This is a genomic window from Nocardia sp. CA-290969 (assembly GCF_050936135.1).
Taxonomy (GTDB): domain Bacteria; phylum Actinomycetota; class Actinomycetes; order Mycobacteriales; family Mycobacteriaceae; genus Nocardia.
Window position 1 is genome coordinate 4786331 of sequence record NZ_JBNJNJ010000001.1, and the last position, 16467, is coordinate 4802797.

Here is a 16467-nt window from a genome sequence, read left to right on the forward strand (position 1 = left end):
GGGGTGGTCGAGCTGATGGCTGCGGTAACCCCGGATGGCCCGCTGGTGTGCGGATCACCCGTGACGACTTGTCCGGGCGCGCCCGCGTCCTTGCGTGGCGCGTCCCACATCATCATGTCAGCCGACCATCCAGTACCGTTCGACAGGCAGGGCTACGCAGTGGTAACCGAGGAGTCGGAGGACGATGCAAGGGCTGGACCCGCGCCGATTCGGGCTGGTATGCGCAGCGGCGGCACTGGTCACCGGCGTGACCCTCGCGGGTTGCGCGAACCGGATCGAAGGTGTCGCGACACCGAACGCCGCCGAAGCCACCGCCTACCGCAACCTCGCCTCCTCCTCGGCGGCCGCCGCCACTTCCTCGCAAATCGCCGCCGCGCGCGACCGCGCCGTCGCCGACAACTGCGCGCAGTTCCCCGGCACGACCGGCGCCGGGGTGGCCAAGTACAACGAGTTCGTCGACGCGCACGACAGCAACGCCCCCGACTACGACGCCAAACGCGACGCCGCGGTGACCGCGATCGACGACGCCGCGAATCAGGTGCAGGGCCGGGCCGACGCCGCCGGCACGAACCTGCCCGAGGACTTGAAGGCGAAACTGATCGAGTACGTCAACGCCGCCCGCGCACTCGCCCAGGCCACCGGCGCGATGACCTACACCTCCCCCGTCGGTCCGCTCAACGAGGCGAGCCGGCGCGTGAACGACGCGCGCAACGCGGTCCGCGATGCCTGCCCCGGCTGACCCTTATCGCCCGTCACCAGGGCTTTGTCGCGACATCAGAAATTCGATCTACCCGATCGGCTTGCGTTAGGGCCGATAACCATGTTCGCTTGCAGATATCTTGTAGTCGGGAGTTGAGGAGGACGCCACCGTGGTCGCCGCGGCGGACGATCAGAATTTCGCTCAGAAGCTTGGCATCACCCACGGCATGGTTGTCCAGGAGCTGGGCTGGGACGAGGACACCAACGACGACCTCCGGGCCGACGTCGAGGAGACCTCCGGCAGTGAACTGCTGGACGAGGACTCCGACGAGGTCATCGATGTCGTCCTGCTGTGGTGGCGGGACGGCGACGGTGACCTGGTCGACGAGCTGATGGAGGCGATCGGCCCACTGGCCGACGACGGCTTCATCTGGGTGCTGACCCCCAAAACCGGTAACGACGGGCACGTCGATCCCAGTGAGATCGCCGAAGCCGCACCGACGGCAGGTCTCACGCAGACCTCGGCGATCAAACTCGGCGAATGGTCCGCCAGCCGGCTGGTACAGCCCAAGGCGCCGACCAAACAGCGCTGAGCCGCCCACAGCTGTGCCGCACCTCCGTGGACCGGATGTGCGGCAGGAGATTCGGAGGAGACCCATGCCCCTCGAAGTAGGCACCCAGGCGCCGGAGTTCACGCTCAAGGACCAGAACAATCAGGAAGTCTCGCTGTCGGATTACCGCGGCAAGAAGAACGTCCTGATCGTGTTCTACCCGCTCGCCTTCACCGGCATCTGCCAGGGCGAGCTGTGCAAGGTCCGCGACGAACTGCCGCGCTTCCAGAACGACAACGCCGAGATCATCGCGATCTCGGTGGGCCCCCCGCCGACCCACAAGATCTGGGCCGCGGAACAGGGCTACACATTCCCGCTGCTGTCGGATTTCTGGCCGCACGGCAAGGTCGCCCAGGACTACGGCGTCTTCAACGACGTCACGGGCTTCGCCAACCGCGGAACCTTCGTCGTAGACCGCGAGGGAATCATCCGTTTTTCGGAAATGAACGGCCCCGGAGAGCCCCGTGACCAGGCGGCTTGGGAGAAAGCGCTCGCCGCGCTAGATTCATAGACCGTTCCCCCCGGACACGCTCCGGGGGCTACGGGCGTATAGCTCAGCGGTAGAGCTCTGGTTTTACACACCAGCGGTCGGCGGTTCGAACCCGTCTGCGCCCACCGACAATATTCGACTGCTACTGCGTTGCAGACCATCGTGGCGGCTCACGCGGGTTTATGGGCCTGCGTAGCAGCGTCCGGCACTCGATGCCCGCAAGCCGGTCGCCCCGGGACGGAATTCACCCCGCGGGAGCGGCGAGGTTTTCTATCGTGCGGATCACCTCGGCGACCATGTGATCGAAGAGGCCGTCAGAGTCGAAACGAGACTGCGTCGCTGCCCGTCGCAGTAGCGGAAGATCGAGATCACTGCGCTGGTCGAGCCAATTCTGCGGCGCCGGGTACTGCTGGTCGACCGCGGCGCCGATATCCACCCGGTAGTCGACCAGCAACACCAAGCCGTAGATCCGGATCATCAGATCGGCATGGACGAGGAGTGCATCGTCGAGGCTCAGGCCGACCTCGACCAGAAACCGGAGAAACCCTTCGGGGGCTGTGAGGCGTTGCGCGGGGACGCGCATATCGCCGACCTGCTCATCCAGCGAAACCAGTAGCGCGCGGGGATAGCGGCGCGCGATCTGGCGGTGCAACCGGCAGAACCCGCGCAGGCTCGCCCGCCAGTCCTTCGGGTCGAGCTCGGGTTCGGGCCACTGCGACAGCCACAGCTGCACGGCCCGATCGACGACCTCCGACCGGTCCTGTACGTGCCGGTACAGCGCCCGGACGGTGACACCCAGCTCGGTGGCGAGATCCTGCATCGTCACCGCCTGGAACCCCCGGCGTCCCGCCAAGCCGAGCATGGTCGCGGCGATGGAATCGGCGGTCAGTGTGGCGCGTCCGGCGCGAGTGCGCGGGCTGCGGCGCCGACGGCCCGGCGGAAGCGGTTCGGACACCGGCTGGATCTTACGCGTGCCCATTAACGTTCACAACACATTGACATTAAGCGTTTCGGTCCCGAAACTGGGGTGCCGGCACCAACCGGTAGCGAGCGACCGAAAGGCCATACCGATGACATCCAGTCCGCTGCAAGACCCCGATCTCGACCGGCTCGTCGCCGACCTGCAACAACGCAGCGCAGACCAGATCACCTCGATCACCACCTATTTCGCCGATCGCGCCGCTCGTGGCAACGCCGCGGACCTCGAGAACCTCGACCCCGACGCCGACGGGTTCCTCGCCGACAAACTCGTCGCCCTCGAACACGACAAGGCTCTGCTGTGTCATCGGCTCTGCCTGGCATTGCGGGCACGCCACGTGGTGGAGGTCGGCACCTCCTACGGGGTTTCGACGCTCTACCTCGCCCAAGCCGTCCGGCTGGTCACCGACGCAGACGGCGGCACCGGCACTGTGATAGGCACCGAGAAAGAACCCGACAAAGCCGCCGCCGCGAAAGAGAACTTCCGGCGTGCCGGACTCGACGCCTATATCGATCTACGGGAGGGAGATCTCCGCGAAACTCTCCTGGACCTGCCACCATCCATCGATGTCGTCTTGATCGATATCTGGCCGGCGATGGCGCGACCGGCCCTCGAACTGATCACACCCCACCTCCGCCCCGGCGGACTGATCCTGGTGGACAACACCGAAAACCGTCCCGACACCTACCGCGACGCCTTCGAATACATCGACGACCCCGCCAACGGCCTACTCCCCCAGACCCTCCCATTCCGCGGCGGTCTCGAGATAATCGTCAAACGCTGACCGCCGATCAGCGCCGGAGCACAGCACCGGGTAGCCCGAGAACCGTACATGCTGAGCAGCCCGTACCCGCGCTACCGCATCCGTGGTTCGAACCTGCGTGTGAATACGGCCCCAGGACGGTGGGCACAACTACCTCGGCTCAACGCGCCGCCGTCGACGGGGTAGCGATGAGCATGGCGGTGATGGCCACCGTGGGAAACAGAACCAGCCAGCCGTTGGGAATCCACCAGGCAGGATCGAACTCGCAGCGAATCAGATAGAAGTTCAGTGCCATCACGCCCGCCGCCGCGGTGGCCGTGAGGGAAACGAGCATCAGCCGTTCGCCGGCCTCCGGCCGGCGACGCGCCAAGAGCAGGCTGCCGAGGCCGAGGCCGATCGCAGCAAGATCCAGGCCGAGGAACGACCAATTCCACTGCTGCAAGAAGGGGTCTGCGCCGACGCTGACCACACCCAGCACAGTGGCGATCCAGTAGGCGAGGAATCCCAGATCGGTCCACAACAAAACTCTCTTGATGCGCGCGAGGCCTCCGCCTGTCATGCTGTCGATTCTGCTACAGACAAGCAAGCACCGGGCGAAGGACAACGGCGGAAGCACCGCTTCCGGGACTATGTCATCGTGATCAATCCGAAGCCGAACACCAGCCCCGAGACAGCTGCGGGTTCGGTGCGCGTGGCGACTTTCAATATTCTGTCACCGCTGCTCGCCGATTGGCACCGCCGAAAGACGGTCGTGGCAGAACAAATACGGGCGGCCGAACCCGACATCATCGCTCTGCAAGAGATCGACTCCGGTGAGGATCGCGAGCAGGGCATTACCGATCTACTCGGCCCGGGCTGGCACGTCGCGTGGCACTCCCGAGCAACACCGGATGGCGTCGGATTGGCGCTGGCCAGCCGCTGGCCGTTCAGCAGTATTCACGAACACGGCCTGGGTGTCACCGATCGCGCGGCGGTATTCTCATGGTCGGCTGTGGTCGTCGCCGAGGTCCGCGCTCCACAACCATTGGGTGCACTGCATATCGCCCACCACAAACCGGTCTTCCAGTTCGACTACGAATACGAACGCGAGTTGCAGGCAGTCGAGGCGGCCCGGTTCATCGAGGAAGTTCTCGACGACCGCAATGAGCACGTTGTCGTGGTCGGCGACTTCGACGCCACCCCCGACTCGTCGAGCGTACGGTTCTGGACCGGTCGCCAGTCACTGGCAGGTGTGAGCGTCAGCTATCACGATGCGTGGGAAGCGCTGCGGCCCAACGAGCCCGGGCATACCTTCACCCCGGACAACCCGCTGGTCGCCTGCGGCGATATGTTCTCCGCCGCCGGACGGCGCATCGACTACGTGATGGTGCGAGGCGGGAGTTTCGGGCCCACGCTCGAGGTGCGGTCCGTCGACCGAATCGGTGTCCAACCGCAAGATGGGATCCAAGCGAGCGACCACTACGGCGTTGTCGCCGAACTGACAGTTCCTGCCCGCGCACCCGGGAACTGGGCGGACATCCGGAATAGGCCGGCGGCCGGGTAGTCATCGTCATCTCTCTGCTCATCCGCGGAGGTGGCGGCCGCACCCGCCACCAGGTACACCGACCCCTGAACCATCTCAACGGGTAGGCCAGATCAGACACCACAGCAGCACCAGCAGCGGTATCCCGGCTGCAACGATCAAACCGAAGGCAACCACCCGTACTACCGGCCGCCCCGACCCGAGTCCTGCCCATACCGCGGCCCTGTGGCAGGCCACTGAAATCCCCTCGGGTACAGTCGCATCGGTGTAATGAGCGCCGCGAGCTCGGTAACTGCGTTTCTGTATCCGACCACGTGAGCAAGCGATGGCACCACTATCGCCGAGGCGCTGTGCTCGAAAACCACGTCGGCCACTATGAGCGCCGAGGTCATCGGCCCGGTATCGAGATGTACCGTCCACACCATGTGATACCCGTGGCGTTCCGCCAATTCACTGATTTCCGTATCGCTGTGCCCGTCCATGTCTCTACGGACCAGTCCGACCGCTCGCTGCGGCTCGCCCATGATTCACCCCGTTCGAAGTGTGTTGGTTCGGTGCCCGGTACCGGGGGCATTTCGCCACCGGCCTGCCTCCCGTCGGGCAGGCGATGCGCCGCGCGAGGTGCGGCGTCGGCCCGGTGCCGGGCACCGAAAGGAACGTAAGGCGTAGAGCCCGGCCGAAGCGGCGGCAGATTCGCGAACCCTTCTGGGATATACCGAGATCGGTATATCGTGCGATCTGGCATGAGAACTTCGGCGACCATGGCTCGTGTCCCGAAGACCAATCCATTGCGGCACAAACAAGCGGGGGCTGAGATGTCTGTGACCATCGGCGAGAAGATTCGGCGAATACGCAGGTCGAGCGGTCTGACCCAGGCAGAACTCGGCGCACTGATCCATTTCACCCAACCGGCCGTCTCACACCTGGAGCACGATGGACCAGCCGCTTACGATGTGCGCGTCTTGCGCCGCGTGGCAACGGCGTTGCAGGTTCCGCTGACCGCGTTGCTGGCAACTGATGAGGAGGCGGAGTTGAAGCGACGCCAGTTCTTCAAGGCCGGGATGATCAGCACCGGGGCGACGCCGGCTGTCGATACCGAGGGGCGAACGTGCTCGGCCGTCGCCGAGCACGAGAAGATCGGCACATCCGATGTCGAACGAATTATCAGCAGTGTCAACCGGTTACACGAGCTTCAGCTTGTCGCGGGCGGTGACCGGCTGTGTGATCTGGCCGCGAACCAATCACGCTATGTGCAATATCTGCTCGATCACGGCGACTACTCCGAGAAAGTCGGAGCGACGCTGGCTCGTGCAGGTGCAGAAATGATGACGGTGGCGGGCTGGATCCATTACGACGCCGGACGCTGGGAAAACGCCAAACGCTACTATGCCGACGCCGCCCAGGCCGCCACGGCAACAGGCGACGGGGTTGCCGCGGCGCATGCGTGGATAAACGCGTGCCTGCTGTCATATCGGGACGGATCTCGGCCGCGAGAAGGCATCAAGCTGGCCGAGGCAGCCCAGTTGGCTGCGCGTCGTGAAGGAGGTCCCAAACTGCGCGCGCTGGCGGCCATACGCGAAGCCGAGGCCCACGGCGTCATCGGGGACCGCTTCGCAATGGTGGCAGCTGTCGGACGTGCACATCGAGCATACGAATCAACCCGGGGCCGTGATCCCGGCTACCTCGCTCATCTACCCGAAGCGCAGATCAGCGGGCTTACCGGACTGGTCTTCATGCGAATCGGCAGCCATCGGGAAGCCACCGCCTACCTGCACGCTGCGATCGCGGGTACGGCCGCCTATCCCCGAGAGACGGCAGCCTGGCAGATCAGGCTCGCCGAGAGTTATGTGCAGTCGGGCTCCATTGCCGACGCCTGTACATTGCTGACCGAGAATTTCGATTCCCTCGGCGCTGTTGCCTCCACTCGGTTGCAGGCGGCACTCCACGGAATCGTGTCGGCCATCCGGCCGCACAGCGCGGTACGAGAGGTACGCGAGCTACTGGGTATGTGGACAGCCCGATCATGACCGTTCAACGGCGCTGAGCGCTTTCGCCACGCGCGCGCTGAGCAGTTCGTACCGCTGCCGAGTGCTGTCATATGACAGGCAGTAATCCCGCGTCGATGGCTTCCCTCCGGTTTTCGGCACCGGTGCGGTGAAGCTGGTGCCGGGTGGGAATTGCTGCGCGGTCAAATCGATGATCTGCCCATCGACCGAATTGAGGTAATGCGAGACCGTTACGCCACTGGGCAGGGTCGCGACCGTGTTGAGGATGTCTCCCCCGAGATAGTCGTGAACTACGCACGCCGTAACGGCGCACTGTCCCTTCGCTGGGACATCGGTTCCAGAAGCCGGTGCACTGCTGGTTTCGGCGGACCAGGAGGATCGGATCGCATCGATCAGAGCGGCCAAGACGACAGGGCCCATAGTGCGATATTACGTCGGTGTCCCGCAGCTCGGTTCGAAGAAACCGGCGCGGTCAGGGCAGGGGCGTGACCGCGGATGGTTGCCAGGCGCCGCAGTTGTAGAGGGCCTCTTCGCCGGGCGGGGCCGGCACTTCGTCTTCGTGTCGTGGCAGCCGAGCGCGCGCCGACGGGCGAACCTCTCAACTGGGCGGCGGGGCGTTGTGAACTCCGCGAGCCCGTTAGCCTTCGATGGATTACCGGAAATGCGCAGAGTAGGAAGCCGAACCAGTGACTACTGACCACCTCGACCGCTGGAACGCCTACGAAGCGTCCGCGGAGGCAATGATTCCGATCATCGGCAGGCTGTACCGGCAGAAGGGAGTGACGATTCTTCTGCACAGCCGATCGCTGGTGAACAAATCCGTGATCAGCATCCTGCGCACCCACCGGTTCGTCCGGCAGATCGAGGGCGAGGAACTCTCGGTCGAGCAGACCCTGCCGTTCCTCGAGGCGCTCGCCACGCTGGATCTGGGGCCGTGCAAGATCGACCTCGGCCGCCTGGTCTTGAACTATCGCGCCGATGCGCGGGGGCTGTCGATACCCGAGTTCACCGCGGCAATGCTCGCCGACATCACCGGCGGCAACAAGGCCGAGTCGCGTGGCCCCCGTGACGTGGTTCTGTACGGCTTCGGCCGGATCGGCCGGCTGGTCGCCCGGCTGCTCATCGAGAAGACCGGATCCGGTAACGGGCTGAACCTGCGGGCCGTGGTGGTGCGTAAGGGCGGCGAGGGCGACCTCGTCAAACGGGCGTCGCTGCTGCGGCGGGATTCCGTGCACGGCCAGTTCGACGGAACGATCAAGGTGGACACCGGCAACGACACGATCACCGCGAACGGCAGCGTGATCAAGTTCATCTACAGCGACGATCCGGCGACGATCGACTACACCGAGTTCGGGATCGACGAGGCAATCCTGATCGACAACACCGGCCGGTGGCGTGACCGCGCGGGCCTGGCCCAGCATCTACGCCCCGGGATCGCGAAGGTGCTGCTCACCGCGCCGGGCAAGGGTGATGTGCCGAATATCGTGCACGGGGTCAACCATCGCGGCCTGGATCGGTCGGAGCGGATCGTCTCGTGCGCGTCGTGTACGACCAACGCGATCGTGCCACCGCTCAAGGCGATGGACGACGAGTTCGGCATCGTCCGCGGTCATGTGGAAACGGTGCATTCGTTCACCAACGATCAGAACCTGCTGGACAACTTCCACAAGGCCGACCGCCGCGGTCGTTCCGCTCCGTTCAACCTGGTGATCACCGAAACCGGCGCCGCGTCCGCGGTCGCGAAGGCGATGCCGGATTTCAAGGCCAAGATCACCGGGAACTCGATCCGCGTCCCGACCCCCGACGTCTCCATCGCGATCCTGAACCTGCAACTCGAACGCGAAACCACGCGCGCGGAAGTGCTCGAGTACCTGCGCCAGGCGTCGCTCTCGGGGCCGCTGAGCCGCAATCTGGACTACACCGCGGCCACCGATGTGGTGTCGACCGATTTCATCGGTTCACGCGCGGCGTCCATCGTCGACGCCAACGCCACCATCGTCGACGGTGACACCGCGATCCTGTACCTCTGGTACGACAACGAGTTCGGCTACTCGTGCCAGGTGGTGCGGACGGTGCAATACATCTCGGGCATCGAGTATCCGACCTACCCGCTGCTCGGCGACCCCGCCGCAGCCGCGCTCACCGCGAGCGTGTAGCCCGGGAACAACCGGCCCGACCACGCGGACCGGCCGGGCGGCGGAACCCGGCGCACCACGTCCGCAGGCGGACGCTAACCGCATCCCGGGCCGGACCGCAGGACCGTTCTCGCCAGGGTCGCAGGTGTTCCGGTGGTCGTATCGACGATCGTGTCGTAGGTGAAGCCGTGGTCGTGGACGGTGTGGAAGTGCCCCCGGGCCAATCCGGCCGGATTCCTACGCCCCTGCTCCCGCTGCTCGGCGACGGCCAGTGGGCAGGTGACGGAGACCAGTTGCACGTCCAGGCCGGCCAGCGCTTCCATCCAGACCGGCAGCAGGTCGGGGCTCAGGAGCATTTCGTCGATGACCACGTTGTCGCCGCCGTGGGCGAAGGCGGCGGCCGCGGTGCATGCGGAATGCAGCATTCGCCGGCCGACGTGGCCATAGCGGATGACCACGGTCGGGTGGCCGTCTTCCGCCGGGGCGGTGCGGTCGTACCAGAATCCGTCGCGGCTGAGCGGGCCGTCGCGGCCGCCGCCCCAGTTCGGAGGCACCAGAGCGAACAGGGTGTCGATGCCCCAGTAGACGAACGGGGTGTGGCTCTCGTCCTGGATGGCGCGAGCCAAAGTCGTCTTGCCCGAGCTGGACGTTCCGTTGAGAAGGATGACTCGACCGGCAGGTGCTGTGCGCGGCATCCGGCCAGAGTAGTCGACTGACGCTTCTGCGCTTCGGCAACCGACCTCGAGCACATCGTCGCCGTGACCGGCGACGGCCGCGGGCTCCCACCGCCGCGTCCCGTCCCGAACCGGCCTCGGCGGCGCTACCCGGGGACGGGATGGCGGTGCCCCTGTGGCGGGGTGAGTTCGTCGACGACCACCAGGTTCCCGCCGGACTGTTTGGCGCGGTACATGGCGGCGTCGGCGGATTGCAGCAGGCGGTCCGGGGTCGGGCGCGGACAGTGCGGGCAGACGGTCGCATCGAAAACCGCGACGCCGACGCTCGCGGTGACCTCCACCGTCGTTTCCGGCGGTTCGGCGACCGCGCGGCGCAGGCGTTCGGCTTCGGCGCGGGCGGCCGCGGCGGCGATGGGGGCGGCGACCACGAACTCCTCACCGCCCGTGCGGGCCACCACAGCCGCATCCCCCGCGGCATCGTGCAGGCGGCGGGCGGTCCGTACCAGGACCGTGTCGCCGACTCGGTGCCCCCAGGTGTCGTTGACGCTTTTGAACCGGTCGAGGTCGAAGGTCATCACGCAGATCGCGGGATACCGCTCCACCAGCTGCGGCAGCCGGCTCTCCAGCCCCCGGCGGTTGAGCAGTTCGGTGAGCGGGTCCGACAGCGATTCGGTGCGCAGCAGCCAGTACATGAGCTGCAGCGCGGGCAGCACGCTGACGGCCGATACGAGCAGCAGACCGACCGCGATGGCCAGCCGGATGTCCTCGCCGCCGGTAGCGAGCCGCGCCGCGAACACGATCCCGGACAGCACCGCCCATACCGAATGGGCGGCCAGGACCCGGGCGCTGTGGAAGAAGCCCACGTAGCTACCGGTGACCACGAGCAGCACAGCACCCATCGCGCCGAACAACCGGTCCTGCACCTGGAGGAATTCGATGGTGAACAGCACATCGGCGAAGGCGATCAGCATCAGCGATTCGGTTTTGCCCGGCCAGGGCAGCAGCCACCAGCGCAATGCCCACAACGTCCCGGACAGCACCCCGACGGTCGAGGCCACGCCGGGGTTGCCGGGCGGGCCCACCGGCGAGCCCGCGATCACCGCGCCCATCACCGCGATAACAGCGCCCGCGACGCCGAGCAGTACCTTCAGCGGCCCCAGTGCCGATCGGGCCGCCAGGGTGCGGATCAGCCAGCCGTAGTCGACGGGATCGTCCCACCAGGCTCGCAATGTTTTGCTGTCATTCATCGACTCACCCTTGGTCCCGACCGCGTTACCCACCGTCGCTCGTACCGGGTGTGAGAGTTCCACGGAATCTCACCAGCTCATCCGGTGCAGTCTAGGCCGAACACACTCATATCCGGCACACGAGTATGTGTCGCATCCCACGAACGGCGTATCGGCCGCATCGATCGGCCCAGTGCCCCGTATCCAGCATCAGATCACCCACCCGACACGCCGATCCCACAGCACACGCCGTACGCGATGTGGCCATACAGCCATCCCATCGCTAACTTTCGCCACATGGTCGGAGCGCAGCACGAGGCGATGCACCGGATCTTCCAAGACGATCCGGGCGTATTCGCCCGCGCCATTCACGAACTGAAGCTCCCTTTCGGGGACCCGATAGCGGTCGAGATCCTGCCGACCGATGTCACCGAGATCGAGCCTCTCGAACGCCGGATCGACACGCTACTCCGCATCACCACACGGGACGAAACGTTCCTGCTGGTCGTCGAGGCGCAACGCAGCGAGGACGCCGACAAGCTCATTTCGTGGCCCTACTACCTGACCTACCTGCACAGCAGGTACAAACTGATCCCTCACCTGCTGGTGATCTGTCAGGACGAGAAAATCGCCCGCTGGGCGGACAAGCCGATCACCGCCGCATCGATCGGCCGGACCAGCTTCGTTGCATATCCGCTGGTCCTCGGGCCCCACAACGTCCCGATCGTGACCGATCCAGCAGAAGCGGCAGCCGATGTCCCGTTGGCCGCGCTTTCCGCCATCACTCACGTGAACGACCCATGCATCGGTGCCATACTGAAGGCACTGGCCGGCGCGCTGCAGAGCATCGACGAGAGCGACGCCGAAGTTTTCGCTCTGCTCACCGAAGCCGGCCTCGGGAAGACCCCGGCCGGAGACACTTGGAGGCACCTGATGACCCTGACCTCGTCGATGATCCGCACGGTGACCACCGAACGCATTCGCGATGAAGGGCGCGCCGAGGAAGCAGCGGGCAGCGTCATCAGGATCCTGGAGCGCCGTGGGCTCACGGTCAGCGCCGAGGTTCGGAACCGGATCGGGTCCTGCACCGATCTCGAGCTTCTCCGCGACTGGCTCGACCGCGCGACTACCGCGACGTCCGCGGAAGAAATTTTCACCTGATCAATTTCACTCGGTCCCCGGAGCGCGGCGGCCGGAGTGATCCCCGCAGGACCATTGAGATAAATTATAGCTAAGCGCTATAATTGCGGCGTCATTATCTCGTCCTGCAAGTGGAAATCCGGCTGCATATCGAACAGCTGCCATCCCGCAAGCATCCCCAGCCGAGCAGTTCAGGCGAAGTTCCGGTTCTCCTCCACCGCTCGCCCGAGCATGAGCGGGACCCGCAGCCGCATCGAGTCCACTTGTCAGCAAATGGCTTTCGCAACAGCCCGCCGGAAACTGCGACACGACCGATATCGCCTGAGCGGGTCATATCTCGATGGCGGGCACCCATTCGCGTAACGAACTTCGGAACATCCCTGGAGGACCGATGAAATACGTAGTTTCCTGGACGTATCGCTGGACCGGCACCGCGACGGAGAACGAGGACAGCATCCGCCGCGCACTGAAGGTTTTCGAAAATTGGAAACCGGTCGAAAGTGTCACCTACCACCAAATGGTCGGCCGGCTCGACGGCAGCGGCGGGTTCGCCGTGATCGAAACGGATAACCCTCTGGATCTGGCCGACGGCCCCAAGATATTCGGTTTCTTCGCCGACTACGAGGTCCACCCCGTCGTCGAAATCGCCGAATCAGTGCAGACGATCGAGGAGGGCGTCACCTTCCGGGAGTCGATCGGCTGATATCTCGGTGCCGAGAGCCGGCCAGCCCAGCCACGTCCGCTCAGACGTCCACGGGCTGTTTCTCGCCGCGGGCCACCCGGTCGAGCGCGGAGCACGCAGCTGGTCGTAGCCGCGGGGCGTGCAGGGCCGGAAGAATCGCGGCGATCGCCAGTACGGCCAGAACGATGCCGAGCACGATCGGGGCACGCAAACCGAACTCGGGAATGAGCCGGGAACCGATCGCCGAGCCGAGTACGACACCGAAGGTGATGAACGAGGTGTGCACCGTGTTCACGAGCACTCCGGTGCCTCCGGCGCGCTGGACGCGCACCGCCATCGCCGGGTTCATGGTCACGCCGACGAGGCCGATACCGAGCATGAACAGGATCACGAGCGGCTGGGAACCGGCGCCGAGGGCGAAACCGAGGAGGAAGACGATATTCAGCAGCGTGCCCACCAGCAGCGTCGGCACGGTGTGGCGATCGGCCAGCCGGCCGACGAGGAAATTGCCCAGGACGGTGGCCGCGCCATAGGCGAGCAGTAGCAGCGGCACAGCGTCTTCGGTGAAGCCGGTGATCCGGGTGAGGATCGGGGCGAAGAAGCTGAAGACGGAGAACGTCGCACCGATGATCAGCGTGCTGGATACCAGTGCGAACAGCAGGCGGGGCCTGCGGAAGACCCGGAGTTCTTCCGTGAACGTTTCGGTTCGGGCGTCGGGCCCGCCCGCCTCGCAGGGGTTGTGGACCAGCGCCAGGGTGAGCGCGGCCGCTATCGCGGTGAGGACGGCGACCGCCCAGAACGCCGCCTGCCAGCCGAGCCGGCCGCCGATGAAGGTGGCGAGCGGCAGGCCCAGCAGGGTGCCGAGCATGAGACCGCTCATCGCGACACTCACCGCCCGGCCGCGGATACTCGGGTCGACGAGCCGCATACACAAAGAGACGGCGAGTCCGAAGAACGCCTGCGCCGCAATACCGGTCACCACCCGGGCCACCACCATCACGGCATAGGAAGAGGCCAGCGCCGCCAGCAGATTACCGGCGAAGAAGATCACGAAAACGGTCATGATCGCGGCTTTGGGCGGTATCCGCAGCAGCGCCAGGATCAGCAGCGGCCCGCCGAATGCCATGGCGACGGCGAAAATCGTGACGAGGTAGCCGATCTGCGGGATACCGGTGTCCAAACTCTCGGCCAGTTGCGGCATCAGACCGGCGACGGCGAATTCACTGGTAACCATGGCGAATACGCCCGCGGCGAGCACATATACGGCGGCGGGGACAGCGAGCGCCCGGCCGCTGGGCAACGTGGGTGTCAACGAAACTCTCCTGACCAATTCTGGAATAAACGTTCTAAAACTCGGATGGGCATTGCCTGCAACGCTCGGCACGACAGGACCGCACGAGCCGACGGGTCGGCCGTGCAAACCAACCGCACTACCCGGCCGCGGCTCCTCGGAGCGAACACCGGCCCATGGATGGCGGACGATTTCGGCAGCCGGTGGTCATCGAACACGCGCCGGCACACAATTCGCCGTGACGACCATGCGGCAGCGACCACGCACCTTGCCGGAAAGCCCGGCTTTCAACCGGAGCAGGCAACGAAGACGCCCGTACACCGGGTGAGCCTCGGCAGGCCACCACGACCAGGGCGGCGCACGAGCCGTTGCCGCCGCAAACACGGCCCGCACAGCACTACGGCTACACGGTGATCGCTCGCAAATATTTTGTAACAAACTGTCCAAAATTACCGCGCGCGATAGATCGAGCCCGCTCATACCGGCTCAGCCTTCCAGCGGCTGCGGCCGCAGCCCCCGCAGGGTCGCCGCGATGATGTCCCGAGACCACGGCCCGGCGACCCTCCCCTGCGACGACACCCGCAGCCCGGCGACCGCCGAGTTCACGAAGGCCGCCAGACCTTCGGCGGAAATACTCGTCGTGATCTCCCCCGCCGCCTGCCCCGCCCGCAACACGGCGCTGAGCAACTCCAGGCGGGCGGCGGTATCGCGGCCGATCCGTTCGACACTGGACTCGTAGGCGGGATCGTCGGCAAGTTCGGTCACCGTGTTCACCGCGAGGCAGCCCAGCGGCGCACCGGATGCCGCGCGTTCGGATTCCTCGGCCGCGACCCGGTGCAGCAATGTCTCGATACGGTCGAGCGTGCCCTGCGTGGTGTCACCGACGATTTCCTCGGTGCGTGCCAGCGTCCGGTTCAGGTAGGCGTCGAGGCATTGCGCAAACAACTCGTCTTTGCTGCCGAATGTGTTGTACAGACTGCTACGACCGAGACCCGTTGCGCGACAGAGGTCTTCCGCGCTGGTGGCATGGAGTCCCGAGCGCTGGAACTGCCCCATGGCGGCGTCGATGACCTGTTCGTGTTCGAAGCTCCGCGGTCGTGCCATGACAGCACCCTAACGCGTTTTGTAACGATATGTCCATAACTCGGCTCGATCCCGGCCGCACAGACCTCGTTGCCCGGGCGCGCGCCATTCGCGATGATGGGCCGATGAGCAAGGTCACGCTGTCGACCGAACTGCCCATCCCCGCCCGCGACGCCTGCCTGCTGGCGCAGCGTCCGGAGTTGTTCGAATACGTTGTCGCACCCCTGCTCCGCGTGCCCGATCTCCACTTTCCCGATCCGATCGCGCCGGGGGTTTCCGGCTCGGCACGGCTGTGGTGGTTCGGTTTCGTGCCGAGCTGGACCCATCGGCTCACCCTGATCCACCTCGGCCCCACCGAGATCTACACCAACGAGGGCGGCGGCCCGGTCCGCGTGTGGAACCATCGCCTCACCTTCACCCCGCTCGGCGAAACGCGGTGCCGATACACCGACGAGATCGAGGTGGCGGACGGCTGGCGCGGGATCGGCGTCCGGCTGTTCGTGCACCTCATGTTCCGGCACCGGCAGCGCCGCTGGCGGGAACTGACCCGAGTCCTGGCGGCGAGCGGCTGGGTCCGCGGCGAACCGCGATGAGCCCCGGGGTTCAGCCCACGTCGCGGCGCAGCCAGGTGATTTCGGCGCCCTCGCTGCCGGTGCGGTAGACCTCGAGGTCCTCGTCCCAGGCGGTACCGAGGGCCCGGTCGATTTCGGCGGAGAGGTCGTAGACCGAATGCCGGCCCAGTTCGCGGGCGGCCTGCAACATGACCCGCAGGCGCATCTCGCTCACCATCACATCACCGTTGGCGCTGGTGGCGCCGTGCCACAGGCCGAGGTTCGGAACGAAACTGTAGCGTTCGCCGTCGACCCCCTCGCTGGGATCCTCGGTGACCTCGAACCGCAGCACCGGCCACGAGCGCAGCGACTGGGCGATCCGGGAGGCCGTACCGACGGGGCCCGCCCATTCGGTGGTGGCGCGGAGCTGGCCGGGCGCCGCGGGTTGCGCTGTCCAGCGCAGGCCGGCGGGGCTACCGAGCGCGGCCGCGAGCGCCCACTCGATATGCGGGCACAGCGCGGTGGGCGACGAGTGGATGTAGACCACACCCGCCGTCTCCGCGTATCGAGCCGATGCGCGCACCACGTACACCTCCGGTTTCGACGATGCTCGTC

At 65.7% G+C, this 16467-nt stretch carries 18 protein-coding genes and 1 tRNA gene; 11 read left to right on the plus strand and 8 right to left on the minus strand.

Features of this window, described 5'->3' with window-relative positions; translation table 11 throughout:
- Nucleotides 1-184 precede the first annotated feature (184 nt).
- The 4 genes from ACQEVO_RS21905 to ACQEVO_RS21920 all read left to right on the plus strand — a co-directional run bounded on the left by ACQEVO_RS21905 (nt 185) and on the right by ACQEVO_RS21920 (nt 1925).
- Nucleotides 185-739, plus strand: coding sequence for a hypothetical protein (locus ACQEVO_RS21905; RefSeq protein ID WP_432916094.1), 555 nt, complete (start codon nt 185-187; stop codon nt 737-739).
- A gap of 130 nt (nt 740-869) precedes the next feature.
- Nucleotides 870-1292, plus strand: a complete 423-nt coding sequence (locus ACQEVO_RS21910) for a DUF3052 domain-containing protein (RefSeq protein ID WP_030524044.1) — start codon at nt 870-872, stop codon at nt 1290-1292.
- Nucleotides 1293-1356: 64 nt separating this feature from the next.
- The gene (locus ACQEVO_RS21915; RefSeq protein WP_432916097.1) at nt 1357-1821 is read left to right on the plus strand and encodes a peroxiredoxin; all 465 of its coding nucleotides are present in this window, start codon (nt 1357-1359) and stop codon (nt 1819-1821) included.
- A 32-nt stretch (nt 1822-1853) separates the two neighbouring features.
- Nucleotides 1854-1925 (plus strand) — tRNA-Val (locus ACQEVO_RS21920).
- 119 nt (nt 1926-2044) lie between these two features.
- On the opposite strand, the gene ACQEVO_RS21925 is transcribed toward ACQEVO_RS21920, so the two are convergent.
- Entirely contained in the window at nt 2045-2755 is a 711-nt protein-coding gene (locus ACQEVO_RS21925) for a TetR/AcrR family transcriptional regulator (RefSeq protein WP_432916100.1), read from the minus strand.
- 115 nt (nt 2756-2870) lie between these two features.
- On the opposite strand from ACQEVO_RS21925, the gene ACQEVO_RS21930 reads away from it, so the two are divergent.
- Nucleotides 2871-3563 (plus strand): O-methyltransferase, encoded by a 693-nt coding sequence (locus tag ACQEVO_RS21930; protein WP_432916103.1) that lies wholly within the window; start codon nt 2871-2873, stop codon nt 3561-3563.
- A gap of 139 nt (nt 3564-3702) precedes the next feature.
- On the opposite strand, the gene ACQEVO_RS21935 is transcribed toward ACQEVO_RS21930, so the two are convergent.
- Nucleotides 3703-4101 carry a DUF5360 family protein gene (locus ACQEVO_RS21935; protein ID WP_432916106.1) on the minus strand — a complete coding sequence of 133 codons (399 nt, stop codon included), beginning with the start codon at nt 4099-4101 and terminating at the stop codon, nt 3703-3705.
- A gap of 78 nt (nt 4102-4179) precedes the next feature.
- On the opposite strand from ACQEVO_RS21935, the gene ACQEVO_RS21940 reads away from it, so the two are divergent.
- Together ACQEVO_RS21940 and ACQEVO_RS21945 are read left to right on the plus strand one after the other, a co-directional pair.
- On the plus strand, nt 4180-5085 hold the full coding sequence (locus ACQEVO_RS21940; RefSeq protein ID WP_432916109.1) for an endonuclease/exonuclease/phosphatase family protein: 906 nt from the start codon (nt 4180-4182) through the stop codon (nt 5083-5085).
- Nucleotides 5086-5879: 794 nt separating this feature from the next.
- On the plus strand, nt 5880-7091 hold the full coding sequence (locus ACQEVO_RS21945; protein WP_432916112.1) for a helix-turn-helix domain-containing protein: 1212 nt from the start codon (nt 5880-5882) through the stop codon (nt 7089-7091).
- Here ACQEVO_RS21945 and ACQEVO_RS21950 read toward each other — a convergent pair.
- Nucleotides 7086-7490, minus strand: coding sequence for a YunG family protein (locus tag ACQEVO_RS21950; protein ID WP_432916115.1), 405 nt, complete (start codon nt 7488-7490; stop codon nt 7086-7088). The two genes, ACQEVO_RS21945 and ACQEVO_RS21950, sit on opposite strands and share 6 nt — an antisense overlap.
- Nucleotides 7491-7756: 266 nt before the next feature.
- Between ACQEVO_RS21950 and ACQEVO_RS21955 the strand changes: the two genes are divergently transcribed.
- A complete protein-coding gene (locus ACQEVO_RS21955) occupies nt 7757-9226 on the plus strand; it encodes a glyceraldehyde-3-phosphate dehydrogenase (protein ID WP_432916118.1) in 1470 nt (489 codons plus the stop codon).
- 74 nt (nt 9227-9300) lie between these two features.
- Here the strand turns inward: ACQEVO_RS21955 and ACQEVO_RS21960 are convergent, their stop codons facing one another.
- On the minus strand, nt 9301-9900 hold the full coding sequence (locus ACQEVO_RS21960) for a chloramphenicol phosphotransferase CPT family protein (protein ID WP_432916121.1): 600 nt from the start codon (nt 9898-9900) through the stop codon (nt 9301-9303).
- A 125-nt stretch (nt 9901-10025) separates the two neighbouring features.
- Entirely contained in the window at nt 10026-11126 is a 1101-nt protein-coding gene (locus tag ACQEVO_RS21965; RefSeq protein ID WP_432916124.1) for a GGDEF domain-containing protein, read from the minus strand.
- A 237-nt stretch (nt 11127-11363) separates the two neighbouring features.
- On the opposite strand from ACQEVO_RS21965, the gene ACQEVO_RS21970 reads away from it, so the two are divergent.
- Nucleotides 11364-12266: a hypothetical protein gene (locus ACQEVO_RS21970; RefSeq protein WP_432916127.1), complete on the plus strand. Its 903-nt coding sequence runs from the start codon at nt 11364-11366 to the stop codon at nt 12264-12266.
- Nucleotides 12267-12636: 370 nt separating this feature from the next.
- A complete protein-coding gene (locus ACQEVO_RS21975) occupies nt 12637-12948 on the plus strand; it encodes a DUF3303 domain-containing protein (protein WP_432916130.1) in 312 nt (103 codons plus the stop codon).
- A 40-nt stretch (nt 12949-12988) separates the two neighbouring features.
- On the opposite strand, the gene ACQEVO_RS21980 is transcribed toward ACQEVO_RS21975, so the two are convergent.
- Both ACQEVO_RS21980 and ACQEVO_RS21985 read right to left on the minus strand, forming a co-directional pair.
- Nucleotides 12989-14239, minus strand: a complete 1251-nt coding sequence (locus tag ACQEVO_RS21980) for an MFS transporter (RefSeq protein ID WP_432916133.1) — start codon at nt 14237-14239, stop codon at nt 12989-12991.
- A 465-nt stretch (nt 14240-14704) separates the two neighbouring features.
- On the minus strand, nt 14705-15322 hold the full coding sequence (locus tag ACQEVO_RS21985; protein ID WP_432916136.1) for a TetR/AcrR family transcriptional regulator: 618 nt from the start codon (nt 15320-15322) through the stop codon (nt 14705-14707).
- 104 nt (nt 15323-15426) lie between these two features.
- Between ACQEVO_RS21985 and ACQEVO_RS21990 the strand changes: the two genes are divergently transcribed.
- Nucleotides 15427-15894 (plus strand): hypothetical protein, encoded by a 468-nt coding sequence (locus ACQEVO_RS21990; RefSeq protein ID WP_432916139.1) that lies wholly within the window; start codon nt 15427-15429, stop codon nt 15892-15894.
- A 10-nt stretch (nt 15895-15904) separates the two neighbouring features.
- Here the strand turns inward: ACQEVO_RS21990 and ACQEVO_RS21995 are convergent, their stop codons facing one another.
- Nucleotides 15905-16435 (minus strand): DUF3145 domain-containing protein, encoded by a 531-nt coding sequence (locus ACQEVO_RS21995; protein ID WP_432916141.1) that lies wholly within the window; start codon nt 16433-16435, stop codon nt 15905-15907.
- Between the last annotated feature and the right edge of the window lie 32 nt (nt 16436-16467).

What these genes read in the sequence shown, in the direction of transcription:
- ACQEVO_RS21950 (WP_432916115.1), bottom strand. Translation starts at nt 7,490, where the DNA reads ATGGGCCCTGTCGTCTTGGCCGCTCTGATCGATGCGATCCGATCCTCC.
- ACQEVO_RS21985 (WP_432916136.1), bottom strand. Translation starts at nt 15,322, where the DNA reads ATGGCACGACCGCGGAGCTTCGAACACGAACAGGTCATCGACGCCGCC.
- ACQEVO_RS21935 (WP_432916106.1), bottom strand. Translation starts at nt 4,101, where the DNA reads ATGACAGGCGGAGGCCTCGCGCGCATCAAGAGAGTTTTGTTGTGGACC.
- ACQEVO_RS21905 (WP_432916094.1), top strand. Translation starts at nt 185, where the DNA reads ATGCAAGGGCTGGACCCGCGCCGATTCGGGCTGGTATGCGCAGCGGCG.
- ACQEVO_RS21960 (WP_432916121.1), bottom strand. Translation starts at nt 9,900, where the DNA reads ATGCCGCGCACAGCACCTGCCGGTCGAGTCATCCTTCTCAACGGAACG.
- ACQEVO_RS21975 (WP_432916130.1), top strand. Translation starts at nt 12,637, where the DNA reads ATGAAATACGTAGTTTCCTGGACGTATCGCTGGACCGGCACCGCGACG.
- ACQEVO_RS21990 (WP_432916139.1), top strand. Translation starts at nt 15,427, where the DNA reads ATGAGCAAGGTCACGCTGTCGACCGAACTGCCCATCCCCGCCCGCGAC.
- ACQEVO_RS21930 (WP_432916103.1), top strand. Translation starts at nt 2,871, where the DNA reads ATGACATCCAGTCCGCTGCAAGACCCCGATCTCGACCGGCTCGTCGCC.
- ACQEVO_RS21945 (WP_432916112.1), top strand. Translation starts at nt 5,880, where the DNA reads ATGTCTGTGACCATCGGCGAGAAGATTCGGCGAATACGCAGGTCGAGC.
- ACQEVO_RS21970 (WP_432916127.1), top strand. Translation starts at nt 11,364, where the DNA reads ATGTGGCCATACAGCCATCCCATCGCTAACTTTCGCCACATGGTCGGA.
- ACQEVO_RS21915 (WP_432916097.1), top strand. Translation starts at nt 1,357, where the DNA reads ATGCCCCTCGAAGTAGGCACCCAGGCGCCGGAGTTCACGCTCAAGGAC.
- ACQEVO_RS21965 (WP_432916124.1), bottom strand. Translation starts at nt 11,126, where the DNA reads ATGAATGACAGCAAAACATTGCGAGCCTGGTGGGACGATCCCGTCGAC.